The organism is Chitinophagaceae bacterium, from assembly GCA_016710165.1.
GTDB lineage: Bacteria > Bacteroidota > Bacteroidia > Chitinophagales > Chitinophagaceae > Ferruginibacter.
This window is the reverse complement of record JADJLJ010000001.1, coordinates 1,693,334-1,712,860: the sequence shown is the minus strand read 5'-3', so window position 1 is coordinate 1,712,860 and position 19,527 is coordinate 1,693,334. Positions and strand designations below refer to the sequence as shown.

14 protein-coding genes and 2 pseudogenes are annotated in these 19,527 nt (G+C 45.7%); 5 read left to right on the top strand and 11 right to left on the bottom strand.

Going from position 1 to position 19,527, the window contains the following annotated elements:
* Window positions 1–30: 30 nt before the first annotated feature.
* The 3 genes and pseudogenes from atpB to IPJ02_07325 all read right to left on the bottom strand — a co-directional run bounded on the left by atpB (window position 31) and on the right by IPJ02_07325 (window position 5,531).
* Entirely contained in the window at window positions 31–1,203 is a 1,173-nt protein-coding gene (gene atpB / locus IPJ02_07335) for a F0F1 ATP synthase subunit A (protein ID MBK7375358.1), read from the bottom strand.
* A gap of 174 nt (window positions 1,204–1,377) precedes the next feature.
* A pseudogene (locus IPJ02_07330) lies at window positions 1,378–3,183 on the bottom strand (ABC transporter ATP-binding protein).
* 131 nt (window positions 3,184–3,314) lie between these two features.
* A complete protein-coding gene (locus IPJ02_07325; GenBank protein MBK7375357.1) occupies window positions 3,315–5,531 on the bottom strand; it encodes a hypothetical protein in 2,217 nt (738 codons plus the stop codon).
* Between the two features lie 169 nt (window positions 5,532–5,700).
* On the opposite strand from IPJ02_07325, the gene IPJ02_07320 reads away from it, so the two are divergent.
* Window positions 5,701–6,384 carry a response regulator transcription factor gene (locus IPJ02_07320; GenBank protein ID MBK7375356.1) on the top strand — a complete coding sequence of 228 codons (684 nt, stop codon included), beginning with the start codon at window positions 5,701–5,703 and terminating at the stop codon, window positions 6,382–6,384.
* A 96-nt stretch (window positions 6,385–6,480) separates the two neighbouring features.
* Window positions 6,481–7,530, top strand: a complete 1,050-nt coding sequence (locus IPJ02_07315; GenBank protein MBK7375355.1) for a sensor histidine kinase — start codon at window positions 6,481–6,483, stop codon at window positions 7,528–7,530.
* 113 nt (window positions 7,531–7,643) lie between these two features.
* Here IPJ02_07315 and IPJ02_07310 read toward each other — a convergent pair whose 3' ends face one another.
* The gene (locus IPJ02_07310; protein MBK7375354.1) at window positions 7,644–9,152 is read right to left on the bottom strand and encodes a choice-of-anchor I family protein; all 1,509 of its coding nucleotides are present in this window, start codon (window positions 9,150–9,152) and stop codon (window positions 7,644–7,646) included.
* A gap of 272 nt (window positions 9,153–9,424) precedes the next feature.
* On the opposite strand from IPJ02_07310, the gene IPJ02_07305 reads away from it, so the two are divergent.
* From IPJ02_07305 to IPJ02_07295, 3 genes and pseudogenes are all read left to right on the top strand, one after another.
* The gene (locus IPJ02_07305) at window positions 9,425–10,273 is read left to right on the top strand and encodes a UDP-2,3-diacylglucosamine diphosphatase (GenBank protein MBK7375353.1); all 849 of its coding nucleotides are present in this window, start codon (window positions 9,425–9,427) and stop codon (window positions 10,271–10,273) included.
* A complete protein-coding gene (locus IPJ02_07300; GenBank protein MBK7375352.1) occupies window positions 10,270–11,358 on the top strand; it encodes a glycosyl transferase in 1,089 nt (362 codons plus the stop codon). The genes IPJ02_07305 and IPJ02_07300 overlap by 4 nt, the downstream gene beginning before the upstream one ends.
* Window positions 11,359–11,361: 3 nt before the next feature.
* Window positions 11,362–12,748, top strand: a pseudogene (locus IPJ02_07295) (beta-glucosidase).
* 125 nt (window positions 12,749–12,873) lie between these two features.
* On the opposite strand, the gene IPJ02_07290 reads toward IPJ02_07295, so the two are convergent.
* The 7 genes from IPJ02_07290 to IPJ02_07260 form a co-directional block, all read right to left on the bottom strand.
* Window positions 12,874–14,412, bottom strand: a complete 1,539-nt coding sequence (locus IPJ02_07290; GenBank protein MBK7375351.1) for a glycosyltransferase family 39 protein — start codon at window positions 14,410–14,412, stop codon at window positions 12,874–12,876.
* Window positions 14,412–14,762 carry a GtrA family protein gene (locus tag IPJ02_07285; GenBank protein ID MBK7375350.1) on the bottom strand — a complete coding sequence of 117 codons (351 nt, stop codon included), beginning with the start codon at window positions 14,760–14,762 and terminating at the stop codon, window positions 14,412–14,414. Before IPJ02_07285 ends, IPJ02_07290 begins: the two co-directional genes overlap by 1 nt.
* Window positions 14,763–14,797: 35 nt before the next feature.
* Complete coding sequence (locus IPJ02_07280; GenBank protein ID MBK7375349.1) at window positions 14,798–15,490, bottom strand: phosphatase PAP2 family protein; 693 nt, start codon at window positions 15,488–15,490, stop codon at window positions 14,798–14,800.
* Window positions 15,491–15,566: 76 nt separating this feature from the next.
* A complete protein-coding gene (locus IPJ02_07275; GenBank protein ID MBK7375348.1) occupies window positions 15,567–16,652 on the bottom strand; it encodes an alkaline phosphatase family protein in 1,086 nt (361 codons plus the stop codon).
* 55 nt (window positions 16,653–16,707) lie between these two features.
* Window positions 16,708–17,220: a hypothetical protein gene (locus tag IPJ02_07270; GenBank protein ID MBK7375347.1), complete on the bottom strand. Its 513-nt coding sequence runs from the start codon at window positions 17,218–17,220 to the stop codon at window positions 16,708–16,710.
* A 305-nt stretch (window positions 17,221–17,525) separates the two neighbouring features.
* Window positions 17,526–18,029 carry a hypothetical protein gene (locus IPJ02_07265; GenBank protein ID MBK7375346.1) on the bottom strand — a complete coding sequence of 168 codons (504 nt, stop codon included), beginning with the start codon at window positions 18,027–18,029 and terminating at the stop codon, window positions 17,526–17,528.
* Window positions 18,030–18,100: 71 nt separating this feature from the next.
* Entirely contained in the window at window positions 18,101–19,507 is a 1,407-nt protein-coding gene (locus IPJ02_07260; protein ID MBK7375345.1) for a hypothetical protein, read from the bottom strand.
* Between the last annotated feature and the right edge of the window lie 20 nt (window positions 19,508–19,527).

Below are 19,527 nucleotides of genomic sequence, written 5' to 3'. Positions count from 1 at the left end.
ATTTATGTTGGTTAAAAAAAACGCGTGTTATTAATGAGCGGCTGCATGCGCATGATCATCATGTGCACCTTCAATGGCCTGCCCGATAAATACTCCTGTTAATATGGTAAAGATGAAGGCCTGCAAAAAAGCAACCAGCACCTCGATAAAATAAATGAAAATGGTAAAGGCGATGGAAAATGGTGAAAAGCCCCAGCCAACATATTGGTTCAGAGCCGCCATGATGAATATGAGCGATATCAGGCAGATGATGAGGATATGCCCTGCCACCATGTTGGCAAACAACCTGATCATAAGTGCAAAGGGTTTGGTGAATATACCCAGCACTTCCACCGGCACCAGGATCACTTTAACCCAGCCTGGAACTCCCGGCGGATTGAAGATGTGGCCCCAGTAGTGTTTGTTGCTGCTGAACAGTATCACAACAAATGAAATGATGGCCAATACAAAGGTGAAAGCAATATTACCGGTAACATTGGCTGTACCCGGTATCAAGCCTACAATATTGTTAATGAGAATGAATAAGAAAACGGTTAACAGGTAAGGCAGGTATTTACTGCTTTTGGCGCCCAGGTTCGGTTTTGCAATTTCATCATTCACAAAGTTCACAATGGTTTCCATGGTGTTCTGCATTCCTTTGGGAGCAGAAGTCACCCCGGCGCCCGTACCATATCTCCGGGCTACTTTTATGAGAATGAAGACAAGTAATGTAAGGGCCAGCAGCATCTGAACCACATTCCGGGTGAGGGAAAAATCGTATACCTTAACGGATCCGTCGATCTCACCTGCTGCATTAACGGCAACGATATGTCCGGCAGCGTATTTATTCCTGTCAAGCTTTAATGCATCGATCTTCTCATTGGTGAGTAAACCGAAACCATCATGATTATGCTCCCCGTGGTGGAATACAGAGGACATGAAGAAGGAGAAGCCCTTTTCCTTTGTGTAAAGGATAACGGGCAAGGGGATGGTGGCATGGTGTTGATGGCCATCGGACCCTTTGTATGAGAAAAAGTGAAATTCATGGGCATCCATGATGTGACCGAAAATAACCTCGTTTGCATCAAATATCTTCTCTTTTTTGGCTGGTTCCCCGGCTGGCTCACCATGCTCCCCGCCCTGGGCCTTTGCAGGCTGTGAAAAAAACAGTATCCCGAGGCTGAAAACCGCTGCCAGTAATGATTTGATGCTCTTAGATCTCATGTTCTGCCTTAATTTTGGCGCAAAGATAAGGTTGGAGGGGGGAAATATGAAATTACGGGAGAAAAATGTGGCGATTTGCTGACCGGAAGACCTGAGAACGGATGCAGGCCTTCAAACCTCCTGGATTTGGCTATTAACCGGCGAATAGCATCCGTTTATTCAGTTTTCAGATCTTCAGATCGCCGCTTCCTGTTTCTCAAACTGCATTTTGTGCAACTGGTAATAGAAACCCTGCCTGGCAAGCAGTTCTTCGTGGGTACCCATTTCCTTTATTTCGCCTTTGTCCAGCACGATTATCTTATTGGCCTTGCGGATGGTTGACAGCCGGTGCGCTATCACGATGGAAGTGCGGTTGGCGATCAGTTTTTCAATGGCGTGCTGTATCAGGGCCTCACTTTCGGTATCCACCGAGGAAGTGGCTTCGTCCAGGATCAGGATGGCGGGATCGTATAATAAAGCCCGTACAAAGGATAAGAGCTGGCGTTGACCAAGAGACAGGGTGGCCCCCCTCTCCATTACATTGAAATCGTAGTTTCCGGGCAATTGCATGATGAAGTCGTGGATGCCGATGAGCCTGGCGGCCCGTACCACGTCTTCCTGTTTGATGGCCGGGTTGCGCAGGGTTACATTGTCAGCCACGGTTCCGCTGAAAAGGAAAACATCCTGCAGCACCACGGCTATTTTGGCCGGGAGTGCATCCAGGTGAAAGTCTTAAATATTGATGTCGTCAATTCTTATACAGCCTTTATTTAACGGGTACAGCCGGTTCAGCAGGCTGATGATGGATGTTTTGCCGCTGCCGGTATGTCCCACGATCGCCAGCGTTTCGCCGGCATTGAGGGAAAAGGAGATATTTTTCAAAACATAGTTCTCTTCGTTGTAGGCAAACCATACTTTATCAAACTCAACCTTTCCTTTCAACCCGTCGGTTTTTTTATCTCCTTCATTGATGGTGCTGTCTTCGTTATCCAATACTTTAAAGACCCGTTCACTGGCGATCATGCCCATCTGCAGCACATTGAATTTATCGGCGATCACCCGTAGCGGCCTGAACAACAGGTTCAGGCAAAGAATGAAAGCGGTGATCACCCCGGCCACTTTTTCGGCCTGTGCCGGATACACCGCATCTTTGGCAGCCCACCAAACCAGCAGGCCAATAGACAATGCCATGACCAGTTCCACCACCGGGAAGAAAACGGAGTACGCAAAAATTGCTTTTATGTTCGCATTACGGTGTTCCTTGTTGATGCTGTTGAATTTGCTGAACTCCCTTTTTTCAGCCGCAAATGCCTGCACGATGGCCATGCCCGTAATGTGTTCCTGCACAAAGGCGTTCAGGTTGGCAACCGCATTACGCACCCGGATGAAAGACTTGTTGACACTCTCCTTAAAAAAATATGTGGCGATGATCAAAAAGGGAAAAGGTGCCAGGCACACTAGCGTTAAGCGCCAGTCAACATAGAACATATACGTGAGTATGGAGAAGATCGCTAACAGGTCGGCAATGATGGGTATCAGCCCGTCGCTGAAGATATCGTTGATGGATTCAATGTCATTGATGGTCCGGGTGGTGAGGGTGCCGATGGGGGTTTTGTCGTACTGCGAGAGGTTCAGGTGCAGTATTTTATTGTAAGTACTCACCCGCATGTCTTTAACCACGCTCTGGCCAAGCGAAGCAGTGAGGAAAGTAAAAAAGAAACGGAAGCCGGTTTCCAGCACCAGCAACAGGATCTGTATGATGGTGATCTCAATGATGAATCCGCCCGGGGAGTTGATGAAATGGGAGGCGGTATTCCCTTTTATCCCGTCATTGATCGTCAATTGAATGAGGTAAGGCCGTACCGGTGAGATGACGGCCAATACAATGGCCAGGATCAACGATCCATAGAACTTGTTCTTATAAGGCGCTGCAAAACGGAATACCCGGCGGAGTAATGAAAAATTGAAAATTTTCCGTTTGGCAGTCGGCGTATCACTCATCCTGCAAAAATACGGGAGTTTGAAGGCTGAACATATTGCCATTCATAAAAAAACTGAACGATAGGGGAAGCTGCGCGAGACAAACTATGTGTACTATGTTCCTGGGTGGTTCAATCAATTGCGGCTTTCCATTACTCTTCCTGTATCAGGTTATTGTATCCTTTCAGGAAAATGGCGCCCAGGTTCTTGTAAGGCGGAATATAATCTTCCCAGCTTTCCCTTACCGCTTTGCTGGGATCGGTAGAAAATAATTTTGTGAGGCTGGTCCACATCGTCTTCCAGACCAGTTTATTGCCCGACTCAAATGTCTGGTTCAGGTAATTAAGTATGGGCCGGTTAATATCCCCGGTGCCGATCTCTTTGGTAGAAATGATGTGTGCGTCCGGGTTAATGTCGATGATGTCGTTCAGGTTCTTGTACCCGCCACAGGATCCCAGCATAACGATCTTTGCATTGCCCGACATGCGTTTTATGGTACGGGGAAGCCAGTAACTATGTCCGCGATGAACAACTACCACAGGTTGAAGACCGTTCTCGGCCAGGTAATCGTTCAGGTGCACCTGGGCGCTGTCGTCCAGGTTGGCATCATTGTCCAATGGCCTGTTTGCATAAACCCAAACATTTCCTTTCTTCGATCTTATCTCATACCATTCCTTACCGGGGGTGATGATCCATTCTTTGGGAGAAAAGGAACTGATAAAACCCGGGAAGAATTTTTTCCCGTCCTCATCCCCATACCAGTAAACCTGCTGAATGATCCGTGCACTGTCGTCCCGCATGTCTTTGTTCTCTATTTCATAAATAGAAGGGATACCCAGTTTCGAGGTCAGGTCGATCTTATTGGTACTGTCGGCCGACAGGAAAATTGATTTCAATAAACCATAAATGGTCCTGCCGCGGTTGTTATTATTGCGGATGGATAATTTCTCGTTTTCCATCACATAGCCCAGGATGGTTTCCTGCAGCTTTTGATCATTGATGCTGCTGTACGAATCTGCCACATCCACGGCGTCTTCCAGGTTACCGGTATTGTCGAGGTTGGCAATGAACCCACGCATCAGTGTTTCGGAAGCCTGTTTGGGCATGAATTTCAGGAACGTATCCAGCTTGTTGTAATTGGCAGCCATCTTGATGAACTTCTTGAAGAAATCAAAATGCACGCTCAGTAATAAGGAATCTGTTCTTGGTTCGGTACCCATCCGTTGCAGCATGCGGAAAAAACTGTGCTTATAACTGGATGTATAGATCTCATTTTCGCTCAGTACCATCATATAATACAGGTCAACGGCCGACAAGGAGTCGGTTGCCTTCATCCGCATGTTGAGATTGCTGAGGTCGTGGAGGGTATTGATGGGAGTAACAAAATGCTGCAGCGCCTTGTTCTTTAGTACTTCTCTTAACCCGTTGGGGCCAAACATGGCAATGGGGGTATCCCTGGCGGGCGAGGTCATCCGGGTAAAATATTCGATTTCGGTCCTTACCAGTAATTTGAAATAGCCCACGCTGTCGTATCCCAGTTCACCATCGCCCACATATTTTTTAATGCTTTCAACGGTTTTTCTTCCTTTTAAGAGGTCATCCAGGAAGGGGAAGTATAAAAGGGCATTGGGCGTTTTGCTCAGTTCCACCACCGCCACAACCAGGGGATCCTTATTCCGGTGGATCAATGCGCCCATTTTTGAATCAGGCGCCTGGGCGATGGAATAAATGGAAGTGGGATTGAACCGGCAACTGATCACAATAAGGTTGTCGGCAAAAGGTTCATTGATGTAGGGTTCTATTGTTTGCAGTATCTTATCGGGGTTAAGGGCACAGAATTTCTGGTAGAGGATCTTTTTACTCTCTTCATAACCTTTGTTCTCCGAAAATATCTCTGCATTTATTTTACCTACGGGGTAGGGAACCTCTTGTATAAAGCCGGCCATACTGAGGCTGTCGATGTCTGCCATCATTATCTTTTCAAAATTCTCCACCAGCATGGGGGCGTAAACCGGGCTTAACTCTTTCCCTTTTATCCTGTTTTTGAAGGCCCTGACCACATTTTCAATGTAGCTCAGGTACCGTATCTTCTGGTTATTGGTCACCAGTTTTGCATTGGCTTCCACAAGGTCCTGCAGTTCGTTTATCTTCCGGAACATAACGTCGGTTATGGCCAGGTTGATCTCGGTATTGTGCGTGGCTTTCACCAGGCCGTCTGCCTTGCCATCCATCCTGTCCAGCAGGCGTTGTTCTTCATTTATCCGGTCGTGAAATAACTGGCGGTATATGGGCACTTTTACAGTATCAATGGCAGCAAAGATATTTGCAGCCAACAGCAGGAACAGGGAGAGAAGCAGGTTTCTTTTCATGGTCAGTTCTGCTGCAAAGATGCTGAAAATAGGCGAGGGGCTGCATGTTGCCCGCCGGTTAAGATGAAAATTATTGTTAATGCCCTGTATTTGCTTAACAATTTGATAATACCGGCAGGGGTTAAAACCACCCTGCTGGTTAATGGTAAAGACTATTTTTGCACCCAATATGAGTACGTCAAATACGGTTAAGAAAATATTAATTGCCGACGATGAGCCGGATATCCTGGAGATCATCCAGTACAACCTGAAGAACGAAGGATATGAAGTGGCCACGGCAAAGAACGGAAACGATGCACTGGACCTTGCGAAACGATTCAACCCCGACCTGATCATCCTTGATATCATGATGCCGGGTAAAACCGGCATTGAAGTATGCAACCTCCTGCGCATGCAACCTGCTTTTAACGATACCCTGATCATATTCCTTACCGCATTGAGTGATGAAGGGACCGAAATAAAGGGACTGGAGACCGGCGCAGATGATTACCTTACCAAACCCGTAAGTCCCAAGGTACTGGTGAGTAAGGTGAATGCCCTGTTCAGGCGCATCAATAAAGAAGAGACCGGCATTTTGCAGGTAGGTGACCTGAAAATAGACCGGGAAAAATATATCGTGAACTTCCAGGGCAACGATATCATACTTGCCCGTAAGGAATTTGAACTGCTAGCCCTGCTTGCCAGTAAGCCGGGAAAGGTCTTCCTCCGCAATGAGATACTGAACCAGGTTTGGGGAACCGAAGTGATCGTGGGCGACCGCACCATTGATGTACATATCCGCAAGATCCGCCAGAAACTGGACCTCGACTGCATCACCACGGTAAAGGGCGTTGGGTATAAGTTTGAGATATAGCAGTTGGTCATTGGTCATTAAGTCAATAGTCATTGAGTCGCTTTTTGACGCTAACTTTACGTATCTTCTAATGACTTAATGACAAATGACTACTTAATGCCGTCTTCAAAAAATTCTTCCCCGCAACAATTATCCGCATTAACGGCGCTGGGTTTATCTATACCAATAGCCCTGGGTATCTTTGTGCTTAAACCCGTATGGTGGATTGCGCTGATCTCCCTGGTCGTGGTATTCCTTGGTTCCTTCGGGTTGATCTTATACATCCTGCAGTCCTTCATTTACCGGAAAATAAAACTCATCTATAAATTAATTTATCAGACCAAGGCCAGTAAGAAAGAAGAGTTTTATTACAAAAATCTCCTGCCACAGAAAGGCATTGATGAAGTAAGAGAGGATGTAGAGGCCTGGGCCGATCAGCACAAAGCAGAGATCGAAGTGCTGCAGCAGAATGAAGTGTACCGTAAGGAATTTTTGCAGAACCTGAGCCATGAACTGAAGACACCCATCTTTGCCATACAAGGGTACGTGGATACCTTGTTAAGCGGGGCGCTCGAAAACGCCGAAGTGAATAAGAAATTCCTGCAAAGCACATCCCGCAATATTGATCGCCTGGTGAACCTGGTGGATGACCTGGATGCCATCTCTAAACTGGAAAGCGGCGAACAGCTTTTATTGAAAGACAGCTTTGTGATACAGGACCTGTTGAAAGAGGTGTATGAATCCCTGTCCATCAAGGCGGATGAAAAAGAGATCAGGTGCATTATTAAAAAGGGATGTGAACTTCCGTTAACGGTTTATGCCGATAAGGAGAAGATGCGCCAGGTATTCATCAACCTGGTTGATAATGCCATCAAGTATGGCAAACAAAACGGCATTGTGGAAGCCAGTTTTTATAAAGTGGATGGAGCAAAAGTACTGATCGAGATAAGTGACGACGGTGCCGGTATTGCCGAAGAACACCTGCACAGGATCTTTGAAAGGTTTTACCGGACGGACCTGGCGCGCAGCCGTAAAGTGGGCGGCAGCGGCCTGGGCCTTGCCATCTGCAAACACATCATTGAGGCACACGGGCAGACCATTCATGTTCGCAGTAAGATAGATGTGGGCACTACGTTTGGATTTACGTTGCAAAGCAGGAAAGAGTAGGTTTGTAACGTATAAATGATCCGCTTCGTAAACAAAAAGACTTCCGGAATATTCAAAACTCCGGAAGCCTTTTATGAACTTGTATATGGTACGGTTTGTTATTAGCTGTAGTACTACAACTTGTCTGCTTTGTAAATTTTAATGGCTCCGTCATTTTCGCTGCTTACCACAACAAGGCTTTGTTGTATGGGGCTTTTTGAAGCAGGAATGAAAAGCACTCCTTCCGGGGCATCACCGGTGGCAAACATTTTTATAAAGACAGGAGCGGTTGGGTTTGTCACATCATAAACCGCAATGGCATCTGCTCTTTCCATGCCTACAAAAGCAATGGTTTTGGTTCCTACCTTGCCCAGTGTTATCGCTTCGGGTTCTGTTCCTTTATCATCACTGCGGTTATCATCATAGATGCCCAGGTCTTTGGCTTTAACGTCCAGTTCGTTCCTGCTGTCATATACCAGGTCGCCCGTATTACCATTCCATACACTGAATGAACGGGCGCCGAAACCATACAACGCATCAAAGTCCCCATCGCCATCGGTGTCGCCCAGGGTGGTGGTAATGTTCAGTCTTCCTAATTGAATATCCTGCTTAAGCGTAACCGCATCCGGAAAGGCTGTTGCATCCAGGGCTATATCTTTTACCCGTTTTAGCTCACTGAATCCAGTGTATTCTCTTGCATCTCCTTCATTCGCAGTAAATAGATAGGGAATGCCGTTATAATTCAGGGAAGCAACCGCATCGGGCATATACGTTCCGTATACTTTCCAGGGGTTGAAATTTATACCGCCTTCTTTATCGCTTGGGTCGATCGCATGGGCCGCCACATTGTAATCCTTGAATCCAAGCGGTAATATCTTTGTGATCGTTTTGGTTGCGATATCAATGACCGCTATGGCATTATTTTCCTGCAGGGTAACCCAGGCCGTTCTGGAATCGGATGAAACGGAAATATATTCCGGTTCCACATCTTTGGCAATATCATTGCCCGGACCAAATACGCGGAAGCCTTTCGTTTTAAGTGCAGTTAACTGCGGGGCGAAGGATGCAAAATTGAGTGTAGTGACACTGTAATTGTTTTCCACGCTGATGATGGAAACGCTTCCTTCGGGGTCATTGGTATATGGGGCATCGGGTTCCCCTTCGTTGGCGCTGAGTATATATTTTCCGTCGGGGCTGTATACAACCATGTCGGGTAAAGCGCCTACTGTAATTACTTTTTCCTCTGCATAGGTAGTGGTATTAAATACTACCACTTTGCCGTTGTTTTGTTTGGTTGCCGATTCAATGGCTGCGGCCAGTTTGCCATTGCTTACATCCACGCTGTTTACATAACCGCCATAGGTACCCAGGTTGATGGAATGAACCAGGGTGATGGAAGCGGGATTGACAATGTCTATAACATCGATCTTGTTGACGGTGCCGTTATTTACAGCAAATAACCTTTTTGTCTGCGGGTCAAATGTGGTGATCTCTGCTGAACCCAGGCCTCCCAGGTTCAGGGAAGCGATCTCTTTGTACGTGGCCGGGTCTTCGTTTACGATGACCTCGCCCGGAATCTCATCTGACTTCTTACATGCAGTGAATACGGAAATCAGGAGTAGCAGTGCGGCTGTTTTTTTCATGTGTTTTTTTTACGTACAGCAAAACTGCCGGAGAATTATTAAGGAGTTATTAAGCACATGTTACCAAATAATTAATGCGTGAATTAACACGTTCATAATATTGGCATAAACATTTGGTCACACGATCTGTGCACTTTGCATGAACACTAACCCCGGTCTTTTATGAAAAAACTGCATTATTTTTTCCTGGAACTATCCGTACGAATATTCCTGCCCATGCTTTCTGCCTTTTATCCGCCGTTGAAATTTCATAAGATCCGGTAGTGGATAAAATAAAGAAAAGAAAACTGGATATACTGGTACTGTCGGACGTACATCTCGGTACCTATGGTTGCCACGCCAAGGAATTATTGCTTTACCTGAAAACAATCAGGCCCAAAACGGTCATCCTAAATGGAGATATCATTGATATCTGGCAGTTCAGCAAACGCTACTGGCCTAAAAGCCATATGAAAGTGGTAAAACAATTAATGAGCTGGATGGGAAAGGGAGTGAAGATCTATTACGTCACCGGCAACCACGATGAGATGCTGCGGAAGTTCGCAGGTTTCAAGATGGGCTCTCTGAAAATTGTTAACAAAGTGATACTGGAACTGGACGAGGGGAAGACGGCCTGGTTCTTTCACGGCGATGTATTTGATGTAACCATGCAGCACAGCAAGTGGCTGGCAAAACTGGGTGCCGTGGGGTACGATACGTTGATCCTTATTAACCGGGTAGCCAATTTTATCTCAGAAAAGATATTCCGGCGCGGAAAATTATCCCTGTCGAAGAAAATAAAGAACAGTGTGAAGAGTGCAGTGAAGTTCATTAACAGTTTTGAACAAACGGCCGCTGATATCGGCATCAGCAACAAATACGATTATGTGGTCTGCGGCCATATTCACCAGCCCGAAATAAAAGAGATCGTAAACGAGGAGGGTAAAATAATCTACCTGAACAGCGGCGACTGGATCGAGAACCTGACCGCATTGGAGTACGCCGGCGGCAAATGGGAGATTTACCGGTTTGATGAAATTGAAATGCTGAACATGAGCATACACGACCAGGAAGAAGAACTGAACAATAACCAGTTGTTTGATAACCTGGTGGAAGAATTCAACCTGTTGAAGCAATCATGAAGATATTATATGCCATACAGGGTACAGGCAATGGTCACCTGAGCAGGGCCAGGGATATCATCCCCATCCTGCAGAAAAAAGGAGAACTAGATATCCTGGTCAGCGGCATACAGGCGGATGTAGAGTTGCCTTACCCGGTGAAATATAAATTCAAAGGGCTCAGTTTTATTTTCGGGAAGAAGGGCGGTATAGACCTTGTGGCGACGTATAAAAAAAGCAATTTAAAACAGCTCTACAAAGAGATCAAAAGCCTGCCTGTTGAAAACTATGACCTGGTGATCAATGATTTTGAACCCGTGAGTGCCTGGGCCTGCAAGATGAAAAAAAAGGATTGTATCGGGCTCAGCCACCAGGCAGCCGTGATCAATAAAAGATCGCCCCGGCCCAAAAAGAAGGACCTGGTTGGTAAAGCGGTTTTAAACAATTATGCGCCCGTAACAGCATCCTATGGTTTTCATTTTGGTATGTATGATAAAAATATTTTTCCGCCGGTGATCCGGAGCCAGGTAAGACAGGCAAAACCGGAGAATAAGGATCATTACAGTGTTTACCTGCCTGCTTACAGTGATCAACGGATCATCAAGGTACTGGGTGAAATAAAGGATATCCGGTGGCAGGTGTTCAGCAAGCACTCCAAAAAAGAATACCGGGAAAAGAATATTCACATCCGGCCGGTGAATAATGATGATTTTATTGAGAGCCTTATCCACTGCACGGGTATTTTATGCGGCGCCGGTTTTGAAACGCCGGCCGAAGCCCTGTACCTGAAAAAGAAGCTGATGGTGATCCCTATGAAAGGACAATATGAACAGCAATGCAATGCTGCTGCCCTGAAAGATATGGGCGTGCCGGTGATCAAAAGCCTGAAGAAGAAACATACGGATAAGATCAGGGCGTGGATAACGGGAAAGCAGGTGATCACCGTTAATTATCCCAACAGTACCGAAAGGATCATCAGCATGATCATCCGGAAACATGCAGCTCCGGATATAAAAAAGGAAATTAAACTGGGCGATGCTATTTATTCGGTAAAGAAATTAAAGGACAAGAGCCTGGGAAAAATATTAAACCAACTGGGGGGATAGATCATGCTCTTTACAAAGAATGATTTTGGGGAAGATTTTAAATGGGGCGTGTCTACGGCGGCTTACCAGATAGAAGGGGCGCATAATGCAGATGGAAAAGGCCCTTCAATATGGGATGTATTCTCTCAAAAGAAAAAAAAAATAGCAAACAACGATAACGGCAATACGGCCTGTGATTTTTACCACCATTACGCCGAAGACCTGGCGCTTGTTTATAACCTCAACATTCCCAACTATCGCTTCTCTGTCTCCTGGAGCCGTATTTTACCCAATGGAACAGGAGCGGTAAACTACAAAGGCATTAACTTCTACAATCATGTAATTGACTTTTGCCTGGAGTTGGGGATAGAGCCCTGGATAACCCTGTATCATTGGGACCTGCCGGAAGCCCTGCAGCAGAAGGGAGGATGGACAAACCGGGATATCATTCATTGGTTCAGTTATTATGTTGACTGCTGTATAAAGCACTTTCGGCGACCGGGTAAAGCACTGGATGGTACTTAATGAACCGATGGTGTTTACCGGGGCGGGGTATTTTTTAGGAGTGCATGCACCGGGCAAAAAAGGATTGAGCAGTTTTTTGGCAGCCGTCCACCATGCTGCTTTGTGCCAGGCAGAAGGAGGAAGGATCATACGGTCGCTGCGGCAGGATTGTAAAGTGGGAACCACATTTTCCTATTCACATATTGAGCCCTACAGGCACTACGAGGAAAATGATGTAAAGGCTTCCGTAAAGGCGGATGCTCTCTTTAACCGCCTTTTCATAGAGCCGCTGCTTGGACTGGGATATCCCACCAGGGACCTCCGGATCCTTGAGCGCATCGAACGGTTCATATACCCGCATGATGAGAAAAAACTTGCTTTTGAGATGGATTTTATCGGCCTGCAGAATTATACACGGGAAATGGTGGCCTATGCGCCACTGATGCCCTTTGTGAGGGCAAAGCTGATTAAAGCAAGCAAAAGAAATGTGGACCATACGGTGATGGACTGGGAGGTTTACCCACCGGCGATCTATGAAGCATTGAAAAGGATCAATGGGTACCCGGGGGTGAAGGAGATCATCGTAACAGAGAACGGGGCTGCTTTTGAAGATGTTCTTGAAAACGGGAAGGTGGATGATTATAGACGGGTAAAATACCTGCAGGACCATATTGCACAGGTACTGCTTGCCAAAAGAGAGGGGGTAAGGGTTAATGGATATTTTGTATGGACGCTGCTTGATAATTTTGAATGGGCAGAAGGGTTTTATCCCCGGTTTGGACTGGTACACGTTGATTTTGCCACCCAGCGACGAACGGTCAAAGACTCTGGCCGGTGGTACAGCCGGTTTTTAAAAGATACACTGGCCGCATCGGCAGAAATATGGGAAAATGAAGCTGCATTGTGAAATAATAATTGCTTAACGAAGGATTTATATGCCGGTAATGAACCGGGCCTACTTTCACCATGCAGTTTTTTCGGATCAGTTTTGGGAAGTAAAAGAAACCCCTGCTTTTATAAACGGGGGTTTTCTTATGGCCTGAAATTTTTCAGGCGCCAGACATAAAAACGACGGCATATCCTTCCACCTCTTTCCTGTTCAATTACCTGGGGCGGTAGAATTGTTGTAAACCGGTTACCGTATAATTCTTTGGCATCTGCATAGTTGTTGGAAGGAGCTATGTAATAAGCATCATCGCCGGGCAGCAATAACCTCCGTTCTGTATTGATCCATGCATACTGGTGTATATCATTCGTATCGCCAAGGGCAATAAGGTCTTTTTTTAGTGGCAAGGCTGCAATATAATCAAGATGAGCAGCCGGGAACCATTTGTTGCTTATGATGCAGGCATTTCTTTTCACGAGGCCTTTTTGCAGATCTGATTCGATCATTTTTTGAAACTCTTTTTTGAATTTTTTCCACCCGTACATGTCCAGCGTAAAATCTCCATCTCCCAGATGCGGGTTGGCTTTACTGCCTGCTGTGCCGGGCATGAAATTGATAAGCAGGATGCCGGAGCTGATCAATACGAAGAGAAATGTATTTGCAACCAACAGGGGCTTGGGCATTATTCTTCTTTCAAACAGGGATGTTCTTTTTCGTTTGTCCAGGTAGCAGGCTGTAAGTAAGACCAGGCCGCTGTATGCAGGCCCGGTCCAGTGGGGGAGTACCGGCTTAAAAAAAGAAATGATTGTAGCAATAATCAGTAATGGCAAACTGCAGAGCAGCAACATTCCTTTTTGCGATGACAGAACAGGCAGTTCATTCTTAATGGCAGCAATGGTTGCCGGAATAAGGAGAAAAAAGATGACCGGGTTGCAATACAATACCTGTCCGCCTGCAAAGCTCAGAAAACCAGAGAAATTAAAGCCGCTTCCGGTCACATTCACCCGTTGGCCATGATAGAGGTATGTTACAAAGTGGTTATCAATATTCCATTTAATGACCGGGTAAAATATCAGCAGGGTGGTTATGGCTGAAAGGTACAGGACAGGTTCTTTAAACCATTGCCTGTTGTTGAGGAGCAGGTAAAGCAGTAAGCCGGCCCACAGGAACGTAGTATGAATTTTACAAAGCATACCTAGTCCGGCAATGATCCCAAACAGCAACAGCTTTCTCTTCTTCACCCGATTTATGGTTGTGTAATGTGCTATATCGATAAGGAGGTACAGGCCTGCTGCCCAGAAGATCATTTGGGGCGAATCGGGCAGGATAAATGTACCCGCCACAATGCTTCCATAAATGGTTGCGGTATAAATTGCTGCTGCCAAATAACCGGTGTAGGCATTATTCAGTTTTTTGCCGCTCAAAAAGATGAACCAGGTAGTTATAGCGGCAGAAATGATGGCGCCCAGTCGTATAAAAAATTCATTGTCAAACAACAGGTTGGCGGTGGTAAGCCGTATCATCCAGCCCACCATGGGAGGGTGATCAAAATAATTCCATTGAAGGTGCTGGGCATACATGCGGTAGTATACTTCATCATTGCCCAGTTCCAAACAAAAGGCGGTGATGCAACGAACCAGTGTTGCCACGAGAATAAGCACCACGGTTTTATTTCTATAATTCACTACGGTTGGTTAAATGTGAACAGCAGGTTCATAAAATAATTCCAGAAAAAGACAAGTCCGGTAACAACCAATTTCAAAAAATAAAAATTCTTTTTTGCATATTTCAAAAGCAGGTATAAGAACAGGTTGTTTATCAACAGACCGGTAACCGATACCAGAGTGAAATATACGAATTGGTTTGCAGCAGGCTGCTGTATGCTTTCAAAGGTCCAGCGACGGTTCAATAAAAAATTGCTTACCACCGCTAAACAAAACCCGGCTGAGTTTGAAATGTATTTATTAAGGCGGAGTTTTTCCTTACAAAGCCAGGTTACAGAAAAATCCAGTGCCATTCCACTTATCCCAACCATACCGAACTTAATAAACTGTGTATGAATGGCTCCGCTCATACAGTTTGCATGGATGCCGGTGATGAGGGCCGGCCCTGGATTAGTTTGAATATTTTCTTCAGCAATACCCGGTTGCCTGCCGGGTTGAATGCCAGGTAAACAGCGATGATGCCGGAAACACTGCCTAATATTGCTCCAATGATCACATCCAGTAAGAAATGCTGAGCCAGGTAAATACGTGAGTAACCCGCCAGCAGGGCCGCTGGTAAGATCAGCCATTGCCAGTTCTTGTTTTTCAGCATCATCACAAAAACGGTTGCAATGGCAAAAGCTGTGGCAGTATGGCCCGAAGGAAAACTTGAATTATTGGCCAGGCTGATTCCATCCATGAAAAATAAATACTGCCCCTGTTCAAAGAACAACCTGGGTCGGGGAGCGCTGATGAGATTTTTGATCACCTGTACAGCTAACCCGGAAATCAAAAAGGAGTAGAGTAATGCAAAACCCTGGTTTTTCTTTTTTAAATAAAAGAACATTACAGCAACCAGGCACAGAGCAAAGATACCATCCCCCATAAATGTGTAATTGATAAAAAAAATGTTCAAAAGAAAAGGGTGATAACTGTTGAGAGAAATGAAAGCAGCGGCCTTGCCGTTGGCGAGTAAAAAAACTGCTGCAGTCAATAGGGAAGCCAGGAGTCCGATGAAGTAAATTTTATTCTTTCGGATAGAGAATGGGTTGGTTTGCATCAGCAGGTTGTTTGGTTTGCAATTTATATCCCGCCGTTTACCAAATTGTTAATCCTGTATTAAGCCAGTATTAATATCATTTTTCATTGAAGGACAGGTACAGGGGATCACCTACAGGGTGAGGGGCAGTAAAGGTTTGCCCGAGCAGCCGGGTGATTGTTTGTGCCAGCTGTTCAATATAAATTTCTTCCTTGTTTTTTACTTCTCCTTTGCAATCAAGGCCCTGGCCGATGGTCAGGAGCCAGGTATTGTTGCTGCCGTTAATGAACATACTGTGTTTTGTCCAGTTTCCGGGCCTGGCTCCACGCCCATGATCGGTGGTAATGATAAAACTGGTATTGTTTTTATAAAACGGGTCTTTATTCACCAGGTACCAGAGCTGTGAAATGAATTCGTCAAAGAGGTGAGCACTCTGCAGGTACTCATCATACCGGCCGCTGTGGGCATATTCATCGGTTTCTCCAAAACCTATGAATACCACTTTGGGATGCCTGGCCTGTATATACTCTTTGGCCGCAACAAAAGTAAGCATGTCATTCCTGGTTTGTTGCCGGTTATTCACTGCCAGTTGCTGTATGGTATTGATCAGTGTTTCGTTGGTTGTTAGCGAATCATGCGCAATATTCCTGTAGCCACTGTTCAGGTAAATACCAGCAGGCTGCTTGTTGAGAATGTAATCGAAGAGGTTCCAGCTTGCAAATGCCGCTACGTTGTTTTTATAACCCGGCTGGTTGTTCATGAAATGCAGCAGGGTTTCATTGCTGTTCCGTTTTTTGCGGTTGGCAATGATGGCCGGGTCGGCATAGCCGGTCAGGAGTTCATTATAGCCTGCATAAGAAAACCGGTATGGATTGGCCACGGCTACGTTATTCTCATAATTCCTGTTGCCATACAAAGATCCCTGCCTGGCGAGGGTTTTCCATATAAAGGGCATCAGGATCCTTCTTCTTTCTACGGGGTCTTCGTGCCAGAACATTTGCCGGAGTAATGCCGTGTCTTTTACATACCTGGGGTTACTGATGATAGCGGGGTCGGCCCCGTTAAAAATTTCCTGCCAGCGGAACCCGTCGGTAGTGATGATAAAAATATTTGGCAGGGAATCTGTTTGTGAAAAAACGGGGGAGCTGAAAAAAGAGAGTATCAGCAGTATGCGGATTTTCATGCACGGGCGTTTAACAAAGAAACACCGGCAATATAAACGCAGTATTAACCAGGTATTATGGTAACATTAAGTCGGGCTGCTTTGCAATCCCGGGTGCAGAAGAAGCGCTGTGCGGCTGAAATGCATACCAGCAAAGCACCAGCAGGAGGCTGGCAAATTTACCTTCTGTCAATAAAGACTTTGTTTTGCTTAAGCGATGGTTGATGGAGTTAAAACTGCAGCTTAACAGGTTTTTCTGCATGGATTCATCATAGAGGGTCAGCTCACCTGAGTTATCCTGGTTATATACAAAGAAATATTTTTTTTCATCCATTTCCACAAATCCTTTACCGGATCCGGGCTTTAATTCTTCCACCTTACCCATCCCGATCCCGTATTCGTTCCGGATGAGTTTCCTGGGAGAGAATAATCCCCGGTCCTCAAAAGAGAAAATACGTTTACCGAGGCGGCTTACCATTCTGGCAAACCGGGTGCGTCCGCTGAACGAAATATTGGCCAGTTTTTCATTGGCTTCCCACAGTTCGAAGGTTTCGTTGGCCGAACCATTATTAACGCTGACCCATTTCATATGCTTGATTTTGGTTTGGTAAGATAGAATATGTGAATATAATTTCAAAGCATGGCAATTACCGGATGTGAAAAAGAATGTGATTTAAATGTGTGTAGTAACAATTTGGTAACATTAACTTAATATACCTGTTTAAAAAAAAGGCCAGCGATAAGAATAAAGCTGGCACAAGCATGAGAAACTTGCTATTTGCTTAAGAAATTTGAAACGACTGCAAGCTGTTTCTTTAACCTGCTGCAAGGTCCTGAACGTGGTTTACCACAGTATTACCGGAAGATTAAGGGATTGTTATATCCTGCCCCGGCTTATTTAACTACTTGCCCGTTATCATCATAGGTATCCGTAGAAACAAGCTTGCCCTTTTCATCAAAATATTTCCAGGTCCCGGTTTTTATTCCGTGTTCATAATTGCCGGTGCTTTCAGTACCACCGTTGGCGAAATAATAAGTAGCCCTGCCGTGATACTGGCCAAACGCATCCAGGGGCAGATCGGCCTGTAACTGGCCATTGGTATAATATGCAGCAAAAAAACTGCGTACATTTTTCCGGGCAATGATGACCTGGCGGATATTCTGCGAGGGATCCTTCATTAGCTGACAAATGGAGGAATCTTTTTTATTTATATAATAGAAAGCCGAATCAAAATGACCTCTTTTATAGGCTTTGACGTAACTGCTGTCGCTTATTGTTAGGATGGAATCCAGCCATGCCCTGTTAACGGTCATCTTCTGTGCAGGTTTATTTTCCCTTTGCGTACAACCAGGTATCGCCAGTACAGCAGCAACGATTATGAGAATAAAAATTTTCATAAGCTGAAAAGTAAATTTAAAAAAAAGCACCCGCTTTTACAGCGGATGCCCTTTCAAAAAGAAGTATTTGATTATAAGCCAAACTTTGTCCAGGTTTTCCACCAGGTATCACCGGAAGCGGCAGCGCCTTTGTGGGTTACTGCTGTAAAACCGGTTGCCAGTTTGGGGCTGGTGAATGTTGCACCCGTTAGTGCTGGCGATCCTGCTGCCGGGTTGAAATCAACGGTGTTGTCGTATTTAAATGGAGCGGTCAAAGCCACATCGTTGTTGGTAGCCAACACACTGTTACCGTTTGCAGGCAGGTTAAAATAATTGGTAAGGTCGGCAGTTGTCCAGCCGGTAGGGGCGCTTGCGCTTGCCGTATAAGAGAACTGCGTGTTATTTGAGGCAAGGATGGTATTTGCGATCACCATAGAGCCACCCGAGATATTCAGATCGATGGGTCTTCCGGTCGAAGCGTCTACCAACAAGCCGGTGGGCCAGCCCATGAAAACAGAATTAAAAATGCTGATCGAACTGTTGCGGCGGAGATGCATGGCCCGCTTAAAATTGCTGTTTCCAATATTGGATAAAGTAGCCCGGGGACCTATAACCGTCATGTTGCTGAATACGGCGCTGGTTTGCGGATTGTTGGTGCTGCCGCTGGCATCATTGTCAACTTCAAAACCGTTGCTTCCGCTTATATCAGCAACCGAACTATCGCGTAAACTGATCCCGAATTGAATTTTACCGGAAAAGCCGTTATCAACATCCCAGTCATCATCTAGACCCTTGTAAGCGATCAGGTGTTTACAATTCACCGTGCCGCCAAACCACTCAAAACTGTCATCATTGGCACGGGAAACCTGTACATAATCAATGATGGTCTGGTTACCTACACCACCGAGGGTTAAACCGTTTATTTCTTTATCGGGCAGGAATGCATAGCCAGCATATTCGATGCGTACATATCTTAAAACACCGCTGTTATCTGCCGGGTTGCTGCTGGCTCCAAGGCCATATAATCCCAATCCGTCACTATTGTTGCTGCCACCTTCGATTTCACCAATCCCAGCCTGTCCATTAAAGGATGAATTGGTTGGGGCATTGCCTAAAATTACCAGGCCGGCCCAGTCGCCAGATGAAGGGGTAGCGGCTTCAGATGTAAATACAATTGGCTTGTCCGGTGTGCCATCGGCTATTATTTTTGCACTCCGGCAAATGATCAGACCGCCGCTTTTACCCGTTTCCCCTACTATTTTAGTACCCGGTTCAATGGTAAGCACAGCCCCGTTCGTTACATACACAAGGCCACGCAGTTTGTACGTATACTGCGCTTTTAAGGTACGGTTCTCAATGATCCTTCCTTCGAGGATGGTGTTTTCGGTAGTGGTTCCGCCGCCGCCCGTTACAACGGTGGTGGTGCCATCCACTTCAATCTTACGGCAGCTGGTTGCTGCTAAACCTAAAATGGTAGCTGCAAGGAATAACTTTTTCATGTTTATTTTTTTTAAGCGTT